Source organism: Psychrobacter sp. 1176_08 (assembly GCF_052850615.1).
Map to the genome: position 1 here is coordinate 88,482 of NZ_VXCU01000008.1, position 20,718 is coordinate 109,199.

The 20,718-nt window shown below is 44.7% G+C and carries 18 protein-coding genes; 14 read left to right on the top strand and 4 right to left on the bottom strand.

The genetic code is table 11. The features are described from left to right. The first annotated feature begins 22 nt into the window (after positions 1-22). The 4 genes from FW759_RS11340 (at position 23) to FW759_RS11355 (ending at position 4,236) form a co-directional block, all read left to right on the top strand. A complete protein-coding gene (locus tag FW759_RS11340) occupies positions 23-796 on the top strand; it encodes an ABC transporter permease (RefSeq protein WP_062845827.1) in 774 nt (257 codons plus the stop codon). A 338-nt stretch (positions 797-1,134) separates the two neighbouring features. Continuing rightward, on the top strand, positions 1,135-2,172 hold the full coding sequence (locus FW759_RS11345; RefSeq protein ID WP_446443048.1) for a FecCD family ABC transporter permease: 1,038 nt from the start codon (positions 1,135-1,137) through the stop codon (positions 2,170-2,172). Continuing rightward, entirely contained in the window at positions 2,169-3,425 is a 1,257-nt protein-coding gene (locus FW759_RS11350; protein WP_446443049.1) for an ABC transporter substrate-binding protein, read from the top strand. Before FW759_RS11345 ends, FW759_RS11350 begins: the two co-directional genes overlap by 4 nt. A gap of 34 nt (positions 3,426-3,459) precedes the next feature. Then, positions 3,460-4,236 (top strand): ABC transporter ATP-binding protein, encoded by a 777-nt coding sequence (locus FW759_RS11355; protein ID WP_446443050.1) that lies wholly within the window; start codon positions 3,460-3,462, stop codon positions 4,234-4,236. On the opposite strand, the gene FW759_RS11360 is transcribed toward FW759_RS11355, so the two are convergent. Next, on the bottom strand, positions 4,226-5,080 hold the full coding sequence (locus FW759_RS11360) for a DMT family transporter (RefSeq protein WP_446443051.1): 855 nt from the start codon (positions 5,078-5,080) through the stop codon (positions 4,226-4,228). The genes FW759_RS11355 and FW759_RS11360 overlap by 11 nt on opposite strands. Before the next feature lie 205 nt (positions 5,081-5,285). On the opposite strand from FW759_RS11360, the gene queF reads away from it, so the two are divergent. Both queF and FW759_RS11370 read left to right on the top strand, forming a co-directional pair. Further along, positions 5,286-6,164 (top strand): NADPH-dependent 7-cyano-7-deazaguanine reductase QueF, encoded by an 879-nt coding sequence (gene queF, locus FW759_RS11365; RefSeq protein WP_446443052.1) that lies wholly within the window; start codon positions 5,286-5,288, stop codon positions 6,162-6,164. An 80-nt stretch (positions 6,165-6,244) separates the two neighbouring features. Continuing rightward, positions 6,245-6,646: a lysozyme inhibitor LprI family protein gene (locus FW759_RS11370; RefSeq protein WP_446443053.1), complete on the top strand. Its 402-nt coding sequence runs from the start codon at positions 6,245-6,247 to the stop codon at positions 6,644-6,646. An 80-nt stretch (positions 6,647-6,726) separates the two neighbouring features. Here FW759_RS11370 and FW759_RS11375 read toward each other — a convergent pair whose 3' ends face one another. Then, positions 6,727-8,445, bottom strand: a complete 1,719-nt coding sequence (locus FW759_RS11375; protein ID WP_446443054.1) for a proline--tRNA ligase — start codon at positions 8,443-8,445, stop codon at positions 6,727-6,729. Between the two features lie 557 nt (positions 8,446-9,002). Between FW759_RS11375 and FW759_RS11380 the strand changes: the two genes are divergently transcribed. Beyond that, a complete protein-coding gene (locus tag FW759_RS11380; protein WP_446443055.1) occupies positions 9,003-9,764 on the top strand; it encodes a DUF4230 domain-containing protein in 762 nt (253 codons plus the stop codon). A 42-nt stretch (positions 9,765-9,806) separates the two neighbouring features. On the opposite strand, the gene FW759_RS11385 is transcribed toward FW759_RS11380, so the two are convergent. After that, the gene (locus FW759_RS11385) at positions 9,807-11,420 is read right to left on the bottom strand and encodes a cryptochrome/photolyase family protein (protein ID WP_446443056.1); all 1,614 of its coding nucleotides are present in this window, start codon (positions 11,418-11,420) and stop codon (positions 9,807-9,809) included. Between the two features lie 189 nt (positions 11,421-11,609). Here FW759_RS11385 and FW759_RS11390 point away from each other — a divergent pair, with 189 nt between their 5' ends. The 7 genes from FW759_RS11390 (at position 11,610) to FW759_RS11420 (ending at position 19,670) form a co-directional block, all read left to right on the top strand. Next, positions 11,610-12,293 (top strand): phosphoribosylanthranilate isomerase, encoded by a 684-nt coding sequence (locus tag FW759_RS11390; RefSeq protein WP_446443057.1) that lies wholly within the window; start codon positions 11,610-11,612, stop codon positions 12,291-12,293. Positions 12,294-12,449: 156 nt separating this feature from the next. Further along, positions 12,450-13,652 carry a tryptophan synthase subunit beta gene (gene trpB, locus FW759_RS11395; RefSeq protein ID WP_228139936.1) on the top strand — a complete coding sequence of 401 codons (1,203 nt, stop codon included), beginning with the start codon at positions 12,450-12,452 and terminating at the stop codon, positions 13,650-13,652. Between the two features lie 114 nt (positions 13,653-13,766). Next, complete coding sequence (trpA, locus tag FW759_RS11400) at positions 13,767-14,591, top strand: tryptophan synthase subunit alpha (RefSeq protein ID WP_095569004.1); 825 nt, start codon at positions 13,767-13,769, stop codon at positions 14,589-14,591. 361 nt (positions 14,592-14,952) lie between these two features. Further along, positions 14,953-15,909, top strand: coding sequence for an acetyl-CoA carboxylase, carboxyltransferase subunit beta (gene accD / locus FW759_RS11405; protein WP_179288349.1), 957 nt, complete (start codon positions 14,953-14,955; stop codon positions 15,907-15,909). Between the two features lie 186 nt (positions 15,910-16,095). Then, positions 16,096-17,454: a bifunctional folylpolyglutamate synthase/dihydrofolate synthase gene (locus FW759_RS11410; protein WP_446443058.1), complete on the top strand. Its 1,359-nt coding sequence runs from the start codon at positions 16,096-16,098 to the stop codon at positions 17,452-17,454. 245 nt (positions 17,455-17,699) lie between these two features. Beyond that, positions 17,700-18,848, top strand: coding sequence for a LysM peptidoglycan-binding domain-containing protein (locus FW759_RS11415; RefSeq protein ID WP_446443059.1), 1,149 nt, complete (start codon positions 17,700-17,702; stop codon positions 18,846-18,848). Between the two features lie 291 nt (positions 18,849-19,139). Further along, positions 19,140-19,670: a DUF2726 domain-containing protein gene (locus FW759_RS11420; protein ID WP_446443060.1), complete on the top strand. Its 531-nt coding sequence runs from the start codon at positions 19,140-19,142 to the stop codon at positions 19,668-19,670. Between the two features lie 67 nt (positions 19,671-19,737). Here the strand turns inward: FW759_RS11420 and FW759_RS11425 are convergent, their stop codons facing one another. Then, positions 19,738-20,709, bottom strand: a complete 972-nt coding sequence (locus FW759_RS11425; RefSeq protein WP_446443061.1) for a DUF1853 family protein — start codon at positions 20,707-20,709, stop codon at positions 19,738-19,740. Between the last annotated feature and the right edge of the window lie 9 nt (positions 20,710-20,718).

The following is a 20,718-nucleotide window of genomic DNA, read 5'->3' on the forward strand; positions in this document are numbered from 1 at the left end:
AATTGTAGATCATAATAAATCGATGTCGTGGCACAAAAAAGGAGTCGCTTTTCGTACGATTTGTTTAAAAGAAATTCGTAGGATTTTGCGCATCTGGCCACAGACGTTATTGCCGCCAGTTATCACCATGAGTCTGTATTTTGTTATTTTCGGTAAGATGATTGGCTCACGTGTGGGCGAGATGGGCGGCGTGCCCTACATGCAGTTTATTGTGCCTGGTTTAATCATGATGTCGATTATTACCAACAGTTACTCCAATGTCGTTTCAAGCTTTTTTAGCGCCAAATTTACGGCCAGTATTGAAGAGCTTTTGGTGTCGCCAGTCTCGAAGCATGCTATTTTAATGGGCTATATTAGCGGTGGTATTTTCCGCGGACTTGCCATTGCTGTCATTGTTTCGATAGTGGCACTATTCTTCACAGACTTGGGTATTGAGCATTTATTTGTGACAATATTTACTGTCCTTGGCACCTCCATTCTATTCTCACTGGGTGGTTTTATTAATGCGGTATTTGCCCGCTCGTTTGATGATATCTCCATCATTCCAAGCTTTGTATTAACACCACTGACATATTTGGGCGGTGTCTTTTATTCAATGGAAAACCTCTCACCATTTTGGCAGAACATATCGCTTTTGAATCCTATCGTTTATATGGTCAACGCATTTCGTTACGGTATTTTAGGCTACTCTGATGTGAATGTTTGGTATTCAATGGTCGCGATTTTTATATTTTGCGTGATATTTTATGTGATTGCTTATCGCCTGCTCGATAGCGGTTCACGGATTCGTTTGTAGTTTACCTTATCATCTAAGCTGTCGAGTACTGGCAGCGTTGCTTTTTTCATTATTCCATTTATCGTGACCCGCTTTTGTCCAACGAATAATAGATGAGTACTGCAGGGCGTTAGCAATAACGCCCGGCCCAATACTCAGTTGTTTGGCTCCCTTCCTTTCCTATATCCCAATTTGTTATCGATCTCCCTTCAAATGAAAGGGCACTTATTATATGAATTCAAAGGCTTAATAAGGGGAAAGATAAGACTATTAATTGCGAATGTTCCTCATTAGCACTATAATTCTCATCTTTTGAGACAAAAGGTAGCTTAAATCTGCCTTGGTAATTGAGATATAAGATGACCCAATCCGTCAGCGAACAAATCATCCGACAACAACGTCGCATAGAGTCAAAACGCCGAGTGGTATTATTGGCACTGGCGACAGCGTGTTTGTTGGGTCTAGTGCTCGATGTGATGACAGGACCTTCGATGCTACCGATGGCGGACGTCGTTAAGTCTTTACTACAGATAGGCAGTTTGGATGATACCTCACATACCATCGTTTATGATCTGCGCTTGCCTATTGCGTTTATGGCTTTGCTTGTGGGAGCGTCGCTTGGTGCAGGTGGGGCTGAGATGCAGACGCTACTCAATAACCCAATGGCAAGCCCTTATACACTAGGACTTGCAGCGGCAGCAGGGTTTGGAGCGTCACTGGTTATTGCGTTTGGTAGTTTTGGTATGCCACTGCAATATGCGGTGCCTATTGGGGCATTTTCGATGACGATGCTCGCCTCTGCGGTACTGTTTTTATTTGCGTCATTGCAGCAGTTTGCCGCTTCTACGCTCATCTTAGTGGGTATCGCTCTCTTATTTATTTTTCAGTCGTTACTGTCATTGGTACAATTTACCGCATCATCTGAAGTCTCACAGCAGATTTTGTTTTGGCTATTTGGTAGTTTAACCAAATCCACTTGGACAAATGTGACGGTGGTTGCTGTCGTAAGTAGTATTTGTATCATACTACTGATGCGCGACAGTTGGAAATTAACAGCGCTGCGACTGGGTGAAGAGAGAGCGTCAGCACTTGGTGTCAATCTGACTCATTTACGCATCAAAACCTTGATTTTGGTGGCGATGATGACGGCAACAGCAATTAGCTTTGTCGGAGTAATTGGCTTTATTGGGTTGGTTGCGCCGCATGTCGCAAGGCTGCTTGTTGGTGAAGATCAGCGTTACTTTTTGCCTGCGACCATGCTCGCTGGCGCGGCCTTTTTATCATTCTCATCGGTATTATCAAAAGTGATTATCCCAGGAGCGTTGTTTCCGGTAGGGATTGTCACGTCGTTTGTGGGTGTGCCTTTTTTATTTTGGATTATTTGGAGTAAGCGGTGAAAAATTGGATTCGCGGAACATTGGCGTTAAGTTTGATGTTAACAACGTTAACTGCCCAAGCAGAAGTCAAAACCATCAAAGATGTGTTAGGGCGTGATGTACAAGTCGATGTACCTGCCAAGCGAGTCGTGTTGGGGTTTTATTATCCTGATTATATTGCCGCGACAGGGGCGGAAAACTTTGGGCAGGTCGTCGGTATTTCACGAGAGTTTTGGGAAAAATTCAACCCCGGCAGCTGGGACTTATACAATCAAAAATTGCCTAATTTACAGGGCATTGGCGATATTGGCAATATCGATAGGGGCACGTTTTCGTTTGAAAAAACCTTAGCGATGAAACCTGATGTAGTGATATTGGCAAAGCAGCAATACGATACGTTAAAAGCCGAAATGCCGCGTTTTGAAGCGGCAAATATCCCTGTGGTGGTGGTTGATTACAACGATCAAACGGTGAAAAACCATGTCAAAAGCACTCAAATATTTGGGCAATTGGCAGGCAGTGAGCAACGTGCCGACCAAGTGGCTCAAGAATACGCTGATGGTATCGCGGATATCCAAAAACGGGTGAATGCTGTTCAAATTGCCAAACCTAAGATCTACGTCGAATTTGGTGATAAAGGACCAAAAGAGCACAGCTTCACCTTTGGCAAAAATATGTGGGGTGCGATTGCCGATATTGTGGGCGGTGACAATATTAGTAAACCATTTGTCGAAAATTGGGGACCTATTAATCCCGAACAAGTTTTGGTGAGTAAACCTGAGGTCATTATGATCTCAGGCACCGAAGTGGGCATGAAACAGCCCAATACGATGGCAATGGGGATTGATGTTCCAGCCGACGAAGCACAGCGCCGCCTAAAAGGCTTTACTACCCGCAATGGTTGGGAGAATCTACCTGCGGTAAAAAATAATCGTGTATATGGTATTTATCACACGGCTTCTCGCTCGTTGTCTGATTTGGCAGCAGCACAGTTCATGGCAAAAGCCTTGTACCCTACAGCCTTTGCCGACGTCGACCCTGAAAAAACCTACATGAATTTTCATGAAAAATACTTGCCAGTCAAGCCTAACGGTACATTTTTTATCCAGCTAGGCTGTGGCGCAAGTGTTTGTGATGGCAATGCTAAAAACCAAGCCAACAACAATACTGAATCATCGACAGCTGCGAGCCAAGCTGATCCTGCTGCCAATACGTCTGAAAATGTGTCGTGGTTTACTAAGCTCATGAATTGGTTCAGCGGTTTGTTTGCTTAATTGGTTTTTAAAAATTTGATAGAAGAAGTCCGCTATGCTCAAGCTTGACCGTTTAACGATCCAATATGGCGCGCTCACCGTTGCTAGGGATATTGATGCCCAGTTTGAAGCGGGCAATATTTATACCATTTTGGGCGCAAATGGGGCAGGTAAGTCCAGTTTGCTCAAAGCGATTTTTGGTGAGCTTACATTCTCTGGCACGATTGACTATCAAGGGAGAGTGCAGACCAAATCCCAGCTCAACGCGTGGCGCAAACCTATCGCATATATGCCGCAAGACAGTCACACTGACGCCGAGCTTACCACTCTCGAAGTAGTAATACTTGGACGAATGGATGCCTTGAGTCGTCATATCAGCGATGAGTTGTTACGAGAAGCAGTCGAGTTATTGGCGGAGTTGAATATTTCCCATTTGGCGCATCGCTCAATCCGCTCATTGAGCGGCGGACAGCGACAGCTGGCGATGTTTGCACAAGCGTTACTTCGCCGTCCCAAGATTTTACTGCTGGATGAACCCGTCTCAGCACTAGACATGGCACATCAAATTAACTTATTGGACAAAGTTAGGCATTACACGCAACAACACCAATTGATTTGTATTATGGTATTGCATGATTTGAGCCTAGCCGCTCAATTTTCGGATGAAGTCATATTACTGTCTGATGGTGATATTCAAGCCCAAGGTATGCCTAAAGCTGTGTTACGATCCGAGATTTTACGCAAAGTGTATCACGTGGATATTGAGATTTTGACGAGTCATCAAGGTTCACCAGTGATTCACCCGTATCGCAAGCGCCAAGCTAGCGTTTAGCTGTTTTCCGCTCAGGCACACTGCTAACGATGCCTGCCAAAATGACTGCCGTAATGCCTAAAATCTCTAGCCAGCCAATGCGTTCGCCTGCAAAAATGACCCCATAAATCGCAGAAAACACGACCGTTAAATACGACAATGCCGCGACCGTGAATTTTTGCCCGACGTGATAGGCATGAGTCATCGCCAGCTGCGCAAGCAACCCTGCCACACCAATGCCAACGATATAAGGTAAACTCTCGCTTGTTAGATGACTCCAACCAAACCACGTTGCCGCTATGCCTGAGACAATGGTCGCTACTGCCGAAAAGTAAAACACAATTCGCCACGCAGGTTCTCCCATTAAGGATAGTTCTCGCACTTGCAGCAACGCAAAAGCCGTAAAAATACCGCCACTCAAGGTAATTAAAGTCTCTAATAATCTATCTGAGGCGAAGGCAGGTTTTAGCATCAGACAGATACCCGCCAACCCCATCAGCAGAGCGACCCACGTTTTGAGTGATGGCTTGTCTTTTAGCCAAAAAATGGACAGCAAGGCAATAAAAACGACAGAGGTATAGTTCAGCGTCACAGATGTTGCTAGAGGCAGATGACCCAAGCCATAGAATGCCAATAACAATGCCATTGTGCCCGCCATACTACGCTGCATGTGACCCCAAAAAAATGGCGTCTTAAGGGTTTTTTTTCGCGCGAGGGTCGTGCCAAAAATGACCAGAGCAGGCAATAATGACCGCCAAAAGGCCAACTCATATTCATTCATGTGCAAGTGAGTAGACGCATTTTTGACTAAAATGCTCATCATGGCAAATAAGAATGCCGCAATAATCATCCAAGCTGAACCCAAAGGGAATCTTTTTATCATAGGGAGTATTAAGGAAAAAGATGCAATTGTAACACTGCACGTGGCCTGGTTTTTGCCTAATTTAGAAAGTGAATGATTGTGGTAGTTGGTACGGTTTGGTTATTAAAAGGCGCGCACAAATAGGTCGATTGCGGTAAAATAATGACCCATTAATATAATTCATGTTATCTAGTAATCAAGGCAGCTTATGAGTATTCACGGTATTTTAGGGGAACAAACCACCAATTATCCCACGCAGTACAGTCCAGAGACACTCTATCCCATCGCGCGCGAGATGGGACGCAATGCCATTGGTTGGCATGCTGACAAGTTAACGGTCGGCGTCGATTGGTGGCAAGCTTTTGAGATGTCTTGGCTCAATACACAAGGTGTCTCGCAGGTTGCTATCGCGCGTTTTAGTATTCCTGCCAGTTCACCATATATCGTAGAGTCAAAGTCGCTTAAACTGTATTTGAACAGTATCAATTTTACCGAATTTGCTAGCTGGCAAGAGGTAGAAACGCTGATTGCTAAAGACTTATCAGCCTGTATACAAGCCGATGTGACAGTTGAATTGTTTGGCTTAGAAGAGGACTTATCAAGTTTATTGATTGCCAAGCCTGAGGGTATATGCATTGATAATGCCTTAGATGCCTTGTCAGATACCACAGAAAAAGTGACACTATGCGAGCATCCAGATGCGTCATTGTTGCAGGATCAAACACAGGTAGATGATAGTCAGTTAGAAAGAGATGAGTCTCAGACTTATACTTTTTACTCTAACCTACTGCGTAGTAATTGTCCGGTGACCAATCAGCCAGACTGGGGTACGCTAGCTGTTTCGATAACGACTGATAAGCCTTTCAGTAACGCAAATATGCTGCGCTATATATTGAGCTTCCGCCAGCACAATGGCTTTCATGAGCAATGCGTCGAGCAGATATTTGCTGATTTGAGCAAATACTATAAGCCAAGTGAGCTAATGGTACGTGCTTGGTACACACGCCGAGGCGGTATTGATATCAATCCGTGCCGTGTCAGCGATGCCAGTTTGTTACCGAAACCGAGTCGCCTTATTCGTCAATAAATAAATAAATAGAGATTTTATAACTCGCTGGTGTATCTTATAATCAGTAGACTTTATCTATATGAGATCAGGGTGCAGACATGAAGCTGATGACTAATGCTTTAATGGTGGCGGGGTCAGCCGCTTTGCTTCTTTCTACCGCAATATCAGCACAAGCGGCATTTGTAGAAAACGAATACATTTGTGAAGATATATATATGGAAAAGGCCTATGATTGCGCTAACAATGCCATTATAGTTGAGAAAAATCGCCTTAATAAAATCTATAATCGCGCTTATCGTCGTTTGAATAAAGTGGAGCGGCAGCAGTTGGATACAGAACAACTCGCATGGTTAAAAAAACGCGATAATAAGTGTCACTTTGAACATGATGGCCCAATGAATAATACTATAGTGTATGCTCAGATTGGGGCGAATGTTTGTACCGCCACTGAGACTCAAAAACGTAGTAAAGCCATTGCCAAAAGATACAACATTCAATAGACTGTTCTCGCCAATAAAAAAGCGCCTACCTCATTCGATGGGATAGGCGCTTTTTTTTGTTAAAGGCTTTAGCAATAGAATTATTTACCGCTTACCTTTGCCAACACTTCTTCACGGCTGAGCATTTGCTTCTCTGTTTCACGGCGATTGACATATTCGTACTTATCTTCCGCAAGGTTGCGATCAGAGACAACGATGCGATGTGGAATACCGATAAGTTCTAGATCTGCAAACTTAACACCTGGACGCTCATTACGGTCATCAAGTAGCACATTGACACCTTGAGCTTTTAACTCTTCATAAAGTGCCATTGCCGTTTGCATGACGTTTTCTTCTTTTGACTTCATCGGGATGATAGCCACTTCAAAAGGCGCGATAGAGTCATTAACGGTTGGCGTGGTTGGCCACATGATGCCGTTTTCATCGTTGTTCTGCTCGATAGCAGCGGCAATGATACGGCTAACACCGATGCCATAACAACCCATCATAAGCGTCACTGGCTTACCATCTTCACCTGACACCGTACAGTTCAGCGCCTGTGAGTACTTATCACCTAATTGGAAGATATGACCCACTTCGATACCGCGTTTGATTCTTAGGCTACCTTTTCCATCAGGAGAAGGGTCACCTTCTTGAACATTGCGGACATCGACAATACGAGTAATATTGGCATCGCGTTCCCAGTTTAGACCAACGGTGTGCTTATTTACTTCATTGGCACCAGCCACAAAGTCTGACAAAGCTGCAGCCGAGCGATCAACGAATACGGGCATATCTAAGTCAACACCGATATATCCTTTGTGCAGACCAGCAACCTTCAATTCTTCATCAGACGCCAAAGTTAGTGGCACGTTGGCCTCTTCGATTTTTTCCGCTTTGATGGTATTGAGCTGATGATCACCACGTAAGACGATCGCAATCAGTTGTGGCTCGTTATCTTCTGTGTGACCGTGTACGATCAAGGTTTTGACTGTTTGCTCTAAAGGAATGTCTAAATGCTCAGCGACCATCTTACAGGTGGGCATGTTCTCTGTTAAGACGTCTTCGCGTGCTCGGCTAGGCGCTTGCCGCTCAGCAGTGCTTACTGATTCAGCCAGCTCAACATTGGCTGCGTAGTCAGAAGCGTCTGAGAAAGCGATATCATCTTCACCGCTATCAGCCAATACATGGAATTCATGAGAAGCAAAACCACCGATGGAACCGGTGTCTGCTTGTACGGCACGGAAATCTAAACCCAAACGGGTAAAGATGCGTGTGTAAGCTTCATACATGTCGTGATAGGTTTGCGCCAATGACGCTTGGTCAACGTGGAATGAATAGGCGTCTTTCATCGTGAATTCACGAGCGCGCATCACGCCAAACCGTGGACGAATCTCGTCGCGGAACTTACCTTGGATCTGGAAGAAACTGATTGGCAGTTGTTTATAGCTGCGCAGCTCGCCTTGAGCAAGGTTGGTGATGACTTCTTCATGAGTAGGGCCGAGTACAAAGTCACGATCATGGCGATCTTTGAAGCGCAATAGCTCAGGGCCATAATCATCGAAGCGTCCTGTTGTCTGCCAAAGCTCTGCAGGCTGAGTCATCGGCATCAGTACTTCTTGCGCACCCACGTTTTGCATCTCTTCACGAACAATACGTTCAACTTTTTGTAAGACGCGCAGCCCCATGGGCAGCCAAATATATAACCCAGAAGCAATCTTACGAATAAGACCGGCACGTACCATCAATTGGCTTGAGGCGATATCGGCATCACTTGGGGTTTCTTTTAGTGTGGCAAATAAAAATTGACTGGCTTTCATAAATAAAGCGTAACCTTATCAACGATAAAAAATAAGAAATAAGAGGATGTTGAGCGTATGGCTAACTGTTTCGTTGCCGCCGCAAGCTTACCGTCATCACTTAGTAATAATCTGGGATGTGTCTTAGCGACTAAAATGCTTGTAAGAAAAGCATATGAACAAAACCGCTCTAATGAAAGAGTGGCGAACTCTGATTGATGTATCAATATACTGAGCAGCTATAGAAATCATTTGTAGGGCAAAACCTGTTAAATAAATCTATACCGACATTTTATCAACGCAATCTGACTATGTTAGGTAAAGTTCGTCTAAGACGCAATGACTTTTTATTTTTTCAAAGCGAACGTGGCTCAAAGACGCTAATAAAGCGCCTATAACTCGATTTTTATCAGCTCTAAACCTATTTATCGCGTATTCTAAGGAGGTACTTAATAAGTAATTATGTAAAGCATTTGTACCTGTTACTTGAAGTTATTGCTCAAACATAGCATTTATTGCTTAGACTGTTACTTATCACGATGTGATAGAAATAAACACCACATTCTAAGGTAGATTATATGAACAAGCCTGATAATCGCTCTTCTGTCAATCACAATGCCCCCGATTCTTCAGCAAAAAAACCAATCGCTCCAATGTCATGGATAGTATTGCTGATTGGTTTGGCCGCGATCGTGTTTGCGATTTATAGTGTTCAGAATATAACAAAAGAAGAACCGATAGAAACCATCACTCGTGAGGGCGTGGTTACTCAGATACAGCAGCTCAATCGCTTACAAACGGTCGCGTTTAGTGTAGATACCGTCATTACCAGTAAGCGCCCAGGAAGTTGGATGAAGCTGTGGCAAGATGAGCAAAAAGGGCTGTTTATCGCGCGTGGTCGAGTACAAGCAGGGATCGATTTGAGCGCATTGACGCCTGAGATGGTTCAGGTAGTGCAGCCTGAGCCTTCCAGTGCCGATCAGGAAGGCGCGCAGACAGACAGTGCGACAAGCGCAGCTTCTCTGATGCCAACAATCAATATCACGTTGCCACCGTCAGAGATATTTGCGGTTTATTTGGATGACATCGAGATTTATGATTGGCAAACGGGTGCGTTTGGCATGATGCAAGTCGATCCAAAAATTTTAGCCCAAGCACAGAGCATGGCCAAAGAAGAGGTTTTGGAGCGTGCGTGCCGCGGTGATGTGATGAATATGGCACTAAAAAATGCACAGACACAGTTACAGCAACTGTTTGCTATGACAGGCGCAGTCGTGACTGTCACGACTCAAGGTGCAGGGGCGTGCCAATTACCAGTAGCCTCGTCAGCAAACGGTTAAACCCCTTACTGACATGACTGAAGGTTTGTTTGAACGACGTTATTATTTTTTAAACTCAGCAATGGCAAGCTCGCGGGCTTTTTTGTGTTCAACCATCGGTAGAGGATAATCAAGGCTGGCAAATTTACCTCCTTTACTGAGCGCCTTGCGGAGTTTTTCTTCTGAATGCAGGGTGCTATTAGGAATATCTTTGAGTTCAGGTAGCCAAGTCTTGATGAATGTTCCATCAGGATCATGAGTCTTGCCTTGGCTAAACGGGTTCATGATACGGAAGTAGGGCGCAGAATCCGTGCCAGTCGAAGCGCTCCATTGCCAGCCACCATTGTTGGAAGCAAAGTCACCATCTATAAGTTGCTGCATAAAGTAGCGCTCGCCCCATCGCCAATCAATCAATAAGTCTTTGGTCAAAAACATAGCCGTCACCATTCGCAAGCGATTGTGCATAAAGCCGGTGGTATTGAGACTTTTCATGGCAGCATCGACCAAGGGCACGCCAGTTTTACCTGTACACCATGCCTTAAAATCATCATCACCGTAAGACCAGTTAATACGTTTATCCGTGTCATCCTTGTAAGCTTGATGACGGATTAGCTCTGGCTTATCGACCAATACATGACGATAAAAATCACGCCACGCCAATTCACTTATCCAGCGATTGATGTCTTCATTATCGCCATCATTGCCGTGCAGTTTTTCTTGCGCTTTATGAGCTTGTAGATAACACAGTCGTGGACTAATAGTACCAATCGTGAGGTAAGCAGATAATTGACTGGTTGCATTCAGGCTAGGCACATCGCGTCCCACGTCGTAATCATTGATGTCCTCAGCAATGAAACGCTCTAGCTGCTGGCAGGCTGCTTTTTCACCCGCAGGATAAGCGTCGCGAGCGTGTTTAAGCTGCTCCTCGCTATCTATGTGCTGTAGTGCTTCTGCGTCTTGCAAGGTCTTTTGATAATCCTCGACGGTGTTTTTGCAAAGACTCTCTATCTCTTTCATAGTGTTTACACTGGTTTTTGATAGTTGCAAATCAACATCATCATTGTATCGAATAGCTGGTGCGTCATGTAACTGTATTTCGCCCACATCCAAGGTATGACGCCATTTTTTATAGAATGGCGTAAATACTTGATACATGGTGTCATCGTTAGTGGTGATGCTTTGCGGTGGCAATATACATTGGTCGTGCCAACGAATAAACTCGATATCATCTTTTGCCAGCTGTTTGGTTAGTTGCTCATCACGGTCAATCTCATTACCTTCGTATTCATGATTTGCCATGATGCAACTGATATGATTTTTTTGACACAAGGTCGTCAAAGTATCGATACAGTCAGCAAAGCTTGGAGCAGAATGGACGATAAGGGTGATATTCAGTTGATCTTGTAGCGTTTTTGCCAGTATCGGCAAGGTGCGGGCAATATGATCGACTTGTACAAGCGACATATCGTGTGCTTGCCACTGTTTGGGTGTCAAAAAAAACACGGCACTGACTTGAGCGTTGTCTGTGGCTGCTTTTTCACACAGTGCTGTCAAAGCCGTATTGTCATGGAGCCTTAGATCACGACGGAACCACATCAAGTAATGAGGCGAGGTTGCATTCGTGTTTTTGTCATTATTATGGGTCTTGCTTGCCGCTTTTGATGCTGTCTTAGACATTCAAATAACCTTATGTCAATCATAAACAAAATTAGGAATAAAAGTATGCTAGGATAAGTTTTTGGATGCAATTGATTTGCCATTTGGTTAACAAATCATCATCATACTTAATCTGGCGCGTTAACGAGTCGTATTGGTCGTGAGCCAATTGTAAATCAGTATTCTGAGAGTTCTATTTAAGGTCATATCATGCACGTTAAGTTTTGCGGTTTTACCCAGCTTAGTGATGTTCAGACTGCGGCGCAATTGGGTGCTGATGCAGTCGGTTTGGTGTTTTACCCGCCAAGCCCGCGTGCTGTTACGCTTGTGCAAGCAAAAACGCTCAGCGCTTCTGTGCCAGCGTTTATGAGCGTAGTCGCATTGGTGGTCAATATGCCTCAGGATGAGCTGATTGAATTAGTAAACACGGTCTCTTTTGATATCATTCAGTTCCATGGCGACGAAACCCCTGAGCAGTGCCAGCAGCTGGCAAGCAGTATCAATAAGCGCTGGATTAAAGCGCTGCGTATCAATGCTGAGCAGCATACGCCCGATAGCGTTCGCGCCCAGATTGACAAATTTGCAGCAGCAGGTGCCAGTAGTATTTTATTGGATGCTTATCACCCCGCTGCTTATGGCGGGACAGGCCAGCGCTTTGATTGGAATCTCATTCCGCAAGACAGCTCTCTGCCGATTATCTTGGCGGGTGGACTGGATGCCGAAAATGTCGCTGCGACATTAGATTTGCCTATTTATGCGGTCGATGTCAGTGGCGGTATTGAGAAAGATAAAGGCAAAAAAGATGCTGCTAAAATGCGTGCCTTTATGAAAGCGGTCAAGCGTGACCGATGGCAAAACGCGACGCTTAGCGAACCTTCGAACCTGAGTAGTTAGTTCTGCATTATTCAAGCATCTACTACTTACCGCATTTTCTAATATTTATACTAAAAAATACCACTTATTACAGTAGGAATTATCATGAGTCATGTCGCTAATAAAGAGTTATCTACCACTGCAACGGCCATCAATACCTTTACCAATCCTGAAAACGTGCCCGATTTTAACCAGTATCCCGATGCACGCGGACATTTTGGTGTACACGGTGGTCGCTTTGTCTCTGAAACCTTGATGGCTGCCCTAGAAGAGCTAGAGACGCTTTATACCAAAGTCAAAGCAGATCCAGCATTCTGGGAAGAGTATCACAATGATTTGGTGAATTACGTGGGTCGTCCAACACCGTTGTATCACGCAAAGCGGTTGAGCGATGAGATTGGCGGTGCGCAAATTTATTTCAAACGTGAAGATTTGAACCATACTGGCGCGCACAAAGTGAATAATACCATTGGACAAGCATTGCTTGCCAAAATGTGTGGCAAAAAACGTATCATCGCTGAGACAGGGGCAGGGCAACATGGCGTGGCAACAGCCACGATTGCGGCACGCCTAGGACTAGAGTGTATCGTCTATATGGGCGCTGATGACGTCGAGCGTCAAAAGATGAACGTCTATCGTATGCGCTTGCTTGGTGCGACCGTCGTGCCAGTCACGTCAGGTTCTCGTACGCTCAAAGATGCCATGAACGAAGCCATGCGTGATTGGGTCACCAATGTCGATAGTACCTATTATATTATTGGTACGGTGGCAGGTCCGCATCCTTATCCATTGCTAGTGCGTGATTTCCAAGCGATTATTGGTAAAGAAGCGCGTATTCAGCATTTAGAAAAAACAGGCAAACTACCTGATGCACTAGTTGCGTGTGTGGGTGGTGGTTCGAACGCTATTGGTTTGTTCTTTGATTTCTTAAACGATCCTGAAGTCAAAATGTATGGCGTTGAGGCGACCGGTGACGGTATCGAGTCAGGTCGTCATTCTGCGCCATTGGCGGCAGGTCGTATCGGTGTATTGCATGGCAACCGTACGTATCTTATGGCAGATGATGACGGTCAAATTCAAGAGACGCATTCTATCTCAGCAGGTCTTGATTACCCAGGTGTGGGTCCTGAGCACAGCTTCCTAAAAGACATGAACCGTGTTGAGTATGTTGGTTGTACTGACAAAGAATCTCTAGAAGGCTTCCATGAGTCCACGCGCAAAGAAGGCATCATCCCTGCACTTGAGTCCGCCCATGCGGTCGCTTATGCCTTGAAGCTTGCAAAAACCATGACGCCTGACCAGACCATTATCGTCAATATGTCAGGTCGCGGTGACAAAGACTTGCATTCAGTGATGAAAGCGGAAGGGATTGAGTTGTAATAGCCATTATTTTAACAGGCTATGCCACTATCATTCATAAGAAAAATTGCTTAGCGCCCTTTATTGTTTGATAAAGGGCCAGCTGAGCCACCGTATACAAATTAAGAGAATTTTATGACTCGAATCGAAAGCACTTTTGACACTTTAAAATCACAAAATAAAAAAGCCCTCATTCCTTATGTGATGGCGGGCGATCCCAATCCTACCGTCACTGTAGACTTGCTGCATGACTTGGTGAAGCATGGCGCAGATATGATTGAGCTTGGCTTACCGTTTTCTGACCCAATGGCAGATGGTCCCGTGGTTGCATTGGCAGGCGAGCGTGCGCTAGCAGCCGGTACGAGTACGCGTGATGCCCTAAAAATGGTCGCGGAGTTCCGTCAGAAAGACACTCAGACTCCAATTATCTTGATGGGTTATCTCAATCCTGTGGAGATCATCGGTTACGATAATTTTGTCGCGCTATGTGAGCAGTCAGGCGTCGATGGTATTTTGATGGTAGATTTGCCGCCCGCAGAGGCAGGCAGCTTTACCCAGCATTTAACTGAGCATGCGATGAATGAGATTTTCTTACTGTCGCCCACCACTTTACCTGAACGCCGTGAGCAAGTACTGACCCATTGCGGCGGCTATATCTATTATGTTTCCTTAAAAGGCGTAACTGGCTCAGCTACGCTAAATACAGACGATGTTGCCACCCAAGTTCAAGCAATCAAAGCAGAGACAGATTTGCCAGTATGTGTCGGTTTTGGTATTCGTGATGCCGCGTCAGCCAAAGCGATCGGTGCTCATGCAGATGGCGTCATCGTCGGAAGTGCCTTGGTACAGAATTTTGCTGATATAGATGGTAATGATGCAACGGCTGTCGCCAATGCCCAGCAAAAAATCATGACCAAAATGGATGAGCTACGCGCTGCTCTTGATAGCTTGAGCGCTTAGTGAAGCCTAAGCAAATAGAGAAGATGCAAAGATAAGATACAATTATTCAAGTGAAACAGCAGCAGTTATTATTACTACTAAAATACTGAATATTGATGCCATATGAATGTGAGCATTAAAAATTTTAAAGATAAAAATAATTGCGCTGAGCCATGATTACAGTCTTTGTAAGAATGTTTATACAGACAGTAAGAAATGACTTTGCTAAACTTAGTTTACGTGTGTAAACTAACCTCACATATGAATTGTTACAGTTGCATATAAGTGTGCTTGATAACTGCTCATGTTATGACTATGTGCAACTCTTAAATCTACTCTTAGGGACAAGTAAATGAGCCAACTTGTCGATAAGCCTTTGATAATGGCGAATAATATGACTGATACGATAACAAAACCCAATGCTAGTAACGATAGTGCGCCAAGCCTTGAGCCAAAAGGCAATACGGCTGGGCAATCATGGTTTAATCGCGAGATACCAGGGATTAAGCAACAACTGACGGCACCATTGACCGCAGTTGAGACCGAGCCATCAACAGAGTGCAGTAGCTGCCACTCAATGATTACCAATACAGCGCTGATTTTTAACTGTTATGTGTGCCCGCATTGCGATCATCATTTACCGATGAGCGCTCGTGAGCGTCTGAACTGGTTACTGGATCAAGTTAATGGTGAGCTTGGGCAAGAGTTTACTGCCAAAGATCCACTCAGCTTTGTGGATAGCAAGCCCTATCCTGCGCGTATGAGTGAGGCACAGGAAAAAACAGGTGAAAGTGAAGCGCTGATTGTGATGCATGGTAAATTGCGCAATCTTGATGTCGTTACTTGTGCCTTTGATTTTCGTTTTATGGGTGGTTCGATGGGGTCAGTGGTTGGTGACCGTTTTGTTCAAGCAGCCGAAAAAGCGCTTGAAGATAAAGTACCTTTGATCTGCTTTGCGGCGTCTGGCGGCGCTCGTATGCAGGAAGGCCTGTTGTCTTTAATGCAAATGGCACGAACGGCTGCCGCCATTGAACGTCTCAGAATCGCTGGCATTCCTTATATTGTGGTATTGACCAACCCTGTTTATGGTGGGGTGACGGCTTCTTTAGCTATGCTGGGTGATATTCACTTGGCAGAGCCAAAAGCCATGATTGGTTTTGCTGGTAAGCGCGTGATTGAGCAAACCGTACGTGAGACATTAGAAGAGCCATTCCAACGCGCAGAGTTCCTGCTAGAACATGGTGTGGTCGATGAAGTGGTACATCGTCATCAACTGATTGATACGATTTATCGTTTGCTCGCGAAGTTATGTCATGTACCCAATCTCAATGCTCAGTAAGTAAATGAGCGCATGGCGATATGCATAACGATTGAGCGTTGTGCTACTATCTGCCAGATATATAGAACTCACGAATAGCATTTATCGTCATATTACGGTAAATGCTATTTTTTGTTTTTACCAAGCCAGTTATACTATTTTTTCTTTTTTTAGCAATCATCAAAATTCTTTATATAGGTTTTGTCCATGTCTGATTCTTTAGTTTCTTCGACGCACAATCTCAACGACCAATCTAGCCTAACAGAATGGTTGGACTATATGCAGCAGATACATGTCTCTGCAATAGACATGGGTTTGTCACGAGTGTTGCCCGTCGCTGAGTTGCTTGGTGTCGTACAATCCGCTAAAGATGATGCCTATGTGTTCACGGTGGCAGGTACCAATGGTAAAGGCTCAACCACGGCTGTTATCGCACAAGTTTGCCAAGCCGCAGGGTACAAAACGGCATTGTATCAGTCACCGCATCTGAGCGTGTTTAATGAGCGCGTGCGCATTAATGGTGAGATGGCGAGCGATCAAACATTGATTGACGCCTTTAACAAAGTAGAAGCCGCACGATTAGCGTGTGATTTGACCTTGTCGTTTTTTGAGATGACAACGCTGGCAGCATTATTGATATTCGCTGAAGCAGATTGTGATGTTTGGGTATTGGAAGTAGGGCTGGGTGGACGTTTAGATGTGGTTAATATTATTGATCCTGATATGGCAGTGATTACTAATATCGGTATCGATCATGTCGATTGGTTGGGTGACAATATTGAAGATATCGGGGCAGAAAAGGCCGGTATTCTACGTAAAGATATTGCTTTAATTTATGGCAGTGACCAGATGCCTGCTAGCGTGCAGCAAGCGATTGATAAGCATGAGGCCACTTGTTATCAAGTTGGTCAAGATTTTAGTTATCGCGAACTTGACTCAAAAACATGGCAGTACAGTAATGCAGCCATTACGATGCAGCTGCCACGACCAGCATTGTCATTGATGAACACCGCCAATGCTTTGTCAGCCGTATTGGCAAGTCCCTTAAATGTCGATATGGCTGCGCTTGAGCAAGCGTTGCAAACGGTTAAACTGGCAGGTCGCTTCGATTATCGTGAGGTCAAAGCGCGTCATTGGTTGTTTGATGTGGCCCATAATGAGCATGGCGTTACGTTTTTATTAAAACAGCTATTACCACTTTGGCAGCAGCATCTGGCGCAGCAAAAGGTAGATAGTCAAACCCATCACACACCCGCAACGATTAAAATCCTGTTTTCAATGTTAGGGGATAAAGACATCGACAAGGTTGTACAGTGCCTGACCGAATCTGGTTTACCAATCAGTGATTGGTTTATTGCCGAAATCGATTATCCACGTGCGGCCAGTACCGAGCAGTTACGAGGGATTTTGGCCAGTTATGTCGATGGCGCTCAAATACATGCATTCAATCGGTTATCAGCAGCAACTGATGCGGTGATGGATGCCAGCCAACCACAAGATCTGATTGTCGTATGCGGCTCTTTTCATACCATTGGAGAGGCATTGTCTGCGCTTAAAATTTCATAATCTTGGTTAAAATATACGTTAATTAATGTTAATCTTAGTATCAGCAAGATTGCAGACAGCACGAAAAATATGCTTTATAATCAAAGAGGTTTAAAAGACTGGTATGACAAGGTCTACAGAAATCTTGAGAACGGATGAATAGAATTGAGGGCAGGCACTACGAACTAAATCTAGCTACCCTATAGCTTTGAGACGATAGCTGCGCCGCTCAATCAACCTTATTACCAACTAAGAGACGTAAACGGATGAATTTTTCGAGACAAGCCTTATTGGGCATTGGGATGATTATTGGCGGTAGCGTGATGCTATACGCCATGGCGCAACAGATTAGTGACAGTAACAAACCACATCTACCCTCAGCACTGATAGATCAGCCAAGTAGCGAACAAGAGTCTTCGCAGCCATTAACGACTGATATCGAGACCGAAAAACGTATCTTGGCACAAAAACAAAAAGAACGCGCGGCTCGCGTTGCAGAGCAAGAAATGCGTGCTCAGCAGTTCTTAACAGAACAAGAAGCTGCTGAAGCCGAAGCATTGGCCAAGGCGCGTGCTGAAAGCCAGCAATATGTGGCTAGCAATACGCCTAAGGTAGAAGAGAGTGACTCAAGCGAGTCGTCTGAATCAGCATCAGTACAGTCCACTGATGATAACAGTACCAATACATCAAACGAGACTGCTACAAGCGCCAGCACGCGCGATCAGCAACAAGCTGTTCAAGCAAAACAGGACGCTCAAAGACAAGCTGCTTTGAAAGAACAAGCCGCTGCTGAAAAAGCGGCAAGAGAGAAAAAAGAAGCCGAAGCAAAAAAGCAGGCTGAAGCACAAGCTGAAAGAAAGAGAGAAGCTGCGGAAACGGCTAAGGCAGAAGCTGCTAAGAATGAACCGCCAAAATCGCCTTCTGACTATCAGGTCAAAAGAGGGGACGGACTGATTAAGCTTGCACGGCAATACAACATGCCAGTAGAAGCGTTGGCGCAGGCGAATAATCTTTCACCCTCAACATCGCTACAGGTTGGTCAAAACATAACGATTCCATCGCGTAGCCAAGTACAGCGTTTAGAGCGTGAAGCGGCAGCAGCTGAGAAGTCCGCTGAAGCCAAACGTAACGCTCAGCAGAAACTTACCGAGGCTCGTAAAGAAGTAAAAGAAACCGATGCCAAAGGCAGTTTTGGCGTGCAAGTCGCCTTGGCAAACAATCAAGCCAAAGCGGATGAATTGGCAAAGAAACTACAAGCCGCAGGTTATCAGGTTAAAACCAGTCCTACCAGTCGCGGTGTTCGAGTAATCGTTGGGCCTGAGCGCGGTAAAGTCGCAGCGTTGGCACTAAAAGATAAAATTAATAGTGACCCTAAACTGAATGCATCGGAAGCTTGGGTTTTATACTGGCGCTAATCTATACGCTGATAGACTCGTTTAAAGCAACAGACAGTATTTTGACCATGCTCTTATAGCCGATTATCTTTTATTTTTTATGACTGAACACGACAGCTACTGTCGTGTTTTTTACGTTAGTGTTTGCTGCTTGGCGTAAGCTTAGCTAGGATAAGCATTAATTTCTTTGTTTTTCTCCGTATCGCTGGTCAGCCTATAAAGGCTGACCAGTTGTGACTGGTTTACTACGAAAGGCCTTTCACAAGGTCATGGTAGATCGTCAGTCACTTTCATATTGTATAAGGTAAAACCATGTCATTTGGCGTTATATTTTTAATACTGGCAGTTGGCTTCTTAGGGCTGATTACATTACCAAAGCTGTTATCAAGACGTCAAAGCGTGGAGCCTGATCCAAAGCCTGTACGCGGAGATGAGTTAGAGATTTGGCCATTTGCGCCTATGCCTATTATGACTGACACCGAGATTATCTTTTTTAACAAGCTAAAAAATGCCTTACCCGAATATCATATCTTTGTCCAAGTGCAGCTATCACGAATTATTGAAGCCAATAGCGATGAAACCTCTGAGCGTAGCTTTTGGTTCAATCGTATCTGTCGTCAAAGCGTTGATTATGTGATTGTCGATGTGGATGCGCAGACGACATTACTGGCGATAGAGCTTGATGACTGGACGCACAGTAGTAAAGCACGTCAAAAGGCTGATGACAAAAAAGATAAGGCGCTTGCTAGTGCTGGGATTCCTATCGTTCGCTTTCACGCAGAGCGTATGCCCAGTGCCGATATGCTCAGGTATGAGCTGATGCAAGTGATTGAGACTTATTAAGCCAGTAAGTATTTATTGTTGCATGAATTCTGGTCGAAATTTGCTTGCCAACAAGGGCTAACGCTCTTTAAAGCTTATCGTAGGGTTTTTCAGGGTATGCGAAATAAATAACGATGGGTCTATCACCTTCAAAATACAATCCTGTTCTAAGGGTTTCAGTTTCAGACAGGTTAAGCGGTGGTAGACGTTCATCATAGTTATCATAAAAGTCACGTTTGCTAAACCATTCCACATAGTGTGCACGTCGTAAGGTGGTCGTATCAATTGTCGCAAGATTGGTCAGATCATTCTTATCGCACCACTCATGTATGGGGAAGCTAGATTGTAGCCAAGCAGGCCAATCACGATCACCAAAACTGCTGGTGTTGATGGGCAAAAAGAATCGTCCTTTGATAATACCGTAACGCTTATCAATTCTAATGCGTCCATGATCTTCTGTATCGACCCACACACTGCGAAACTGCTTGGTCTGCATGTGCGTCATCTTACGTTCTAAGTTGTCCTTTGAGTTAATCCCAACCCAATTCTCAGGTGCAAAAGGCGATGATCCCATAAAGAACTTGATAGCAAGCTCCCAATGCTCAACCAGCTTTTCCTCATGGTTGTACAAGATCAAATCCAGCTCGCCCGTGGTCTGCTTACCGCTGTATAACTGCACGTTATTAGCGAGCATCTCATACGGATGCAGCTGACGCGCAAATCCATCCTCTAACCAAAATGATAACAGCCCCTCAAAGTGAAACCCTAAACGGCTCGGACTCGGTCTTTTTAATAAGTAGCGTGTTAAGTCTTGATAAGCGGTGGTTGTGTCTAGCTCTTCTAGACGCTCTTGATACGTCTCAAGCTGCGCTTGCCAGAAGCTGGCGCTATGCACATCAACCGTATGCGTGTTTTGATGCGGCGTAAAGTCTATCCATTGCGTCAAGACATTGGGACATGCCAGCACATACGCCAAATCACGGACAAAAGGACGCTGATATGCGTTCCAAGGCGCATCATTTGTAAGGGCAGGATCAGGCTTGATAAGAGTTTCGGGCATAGGATAAAC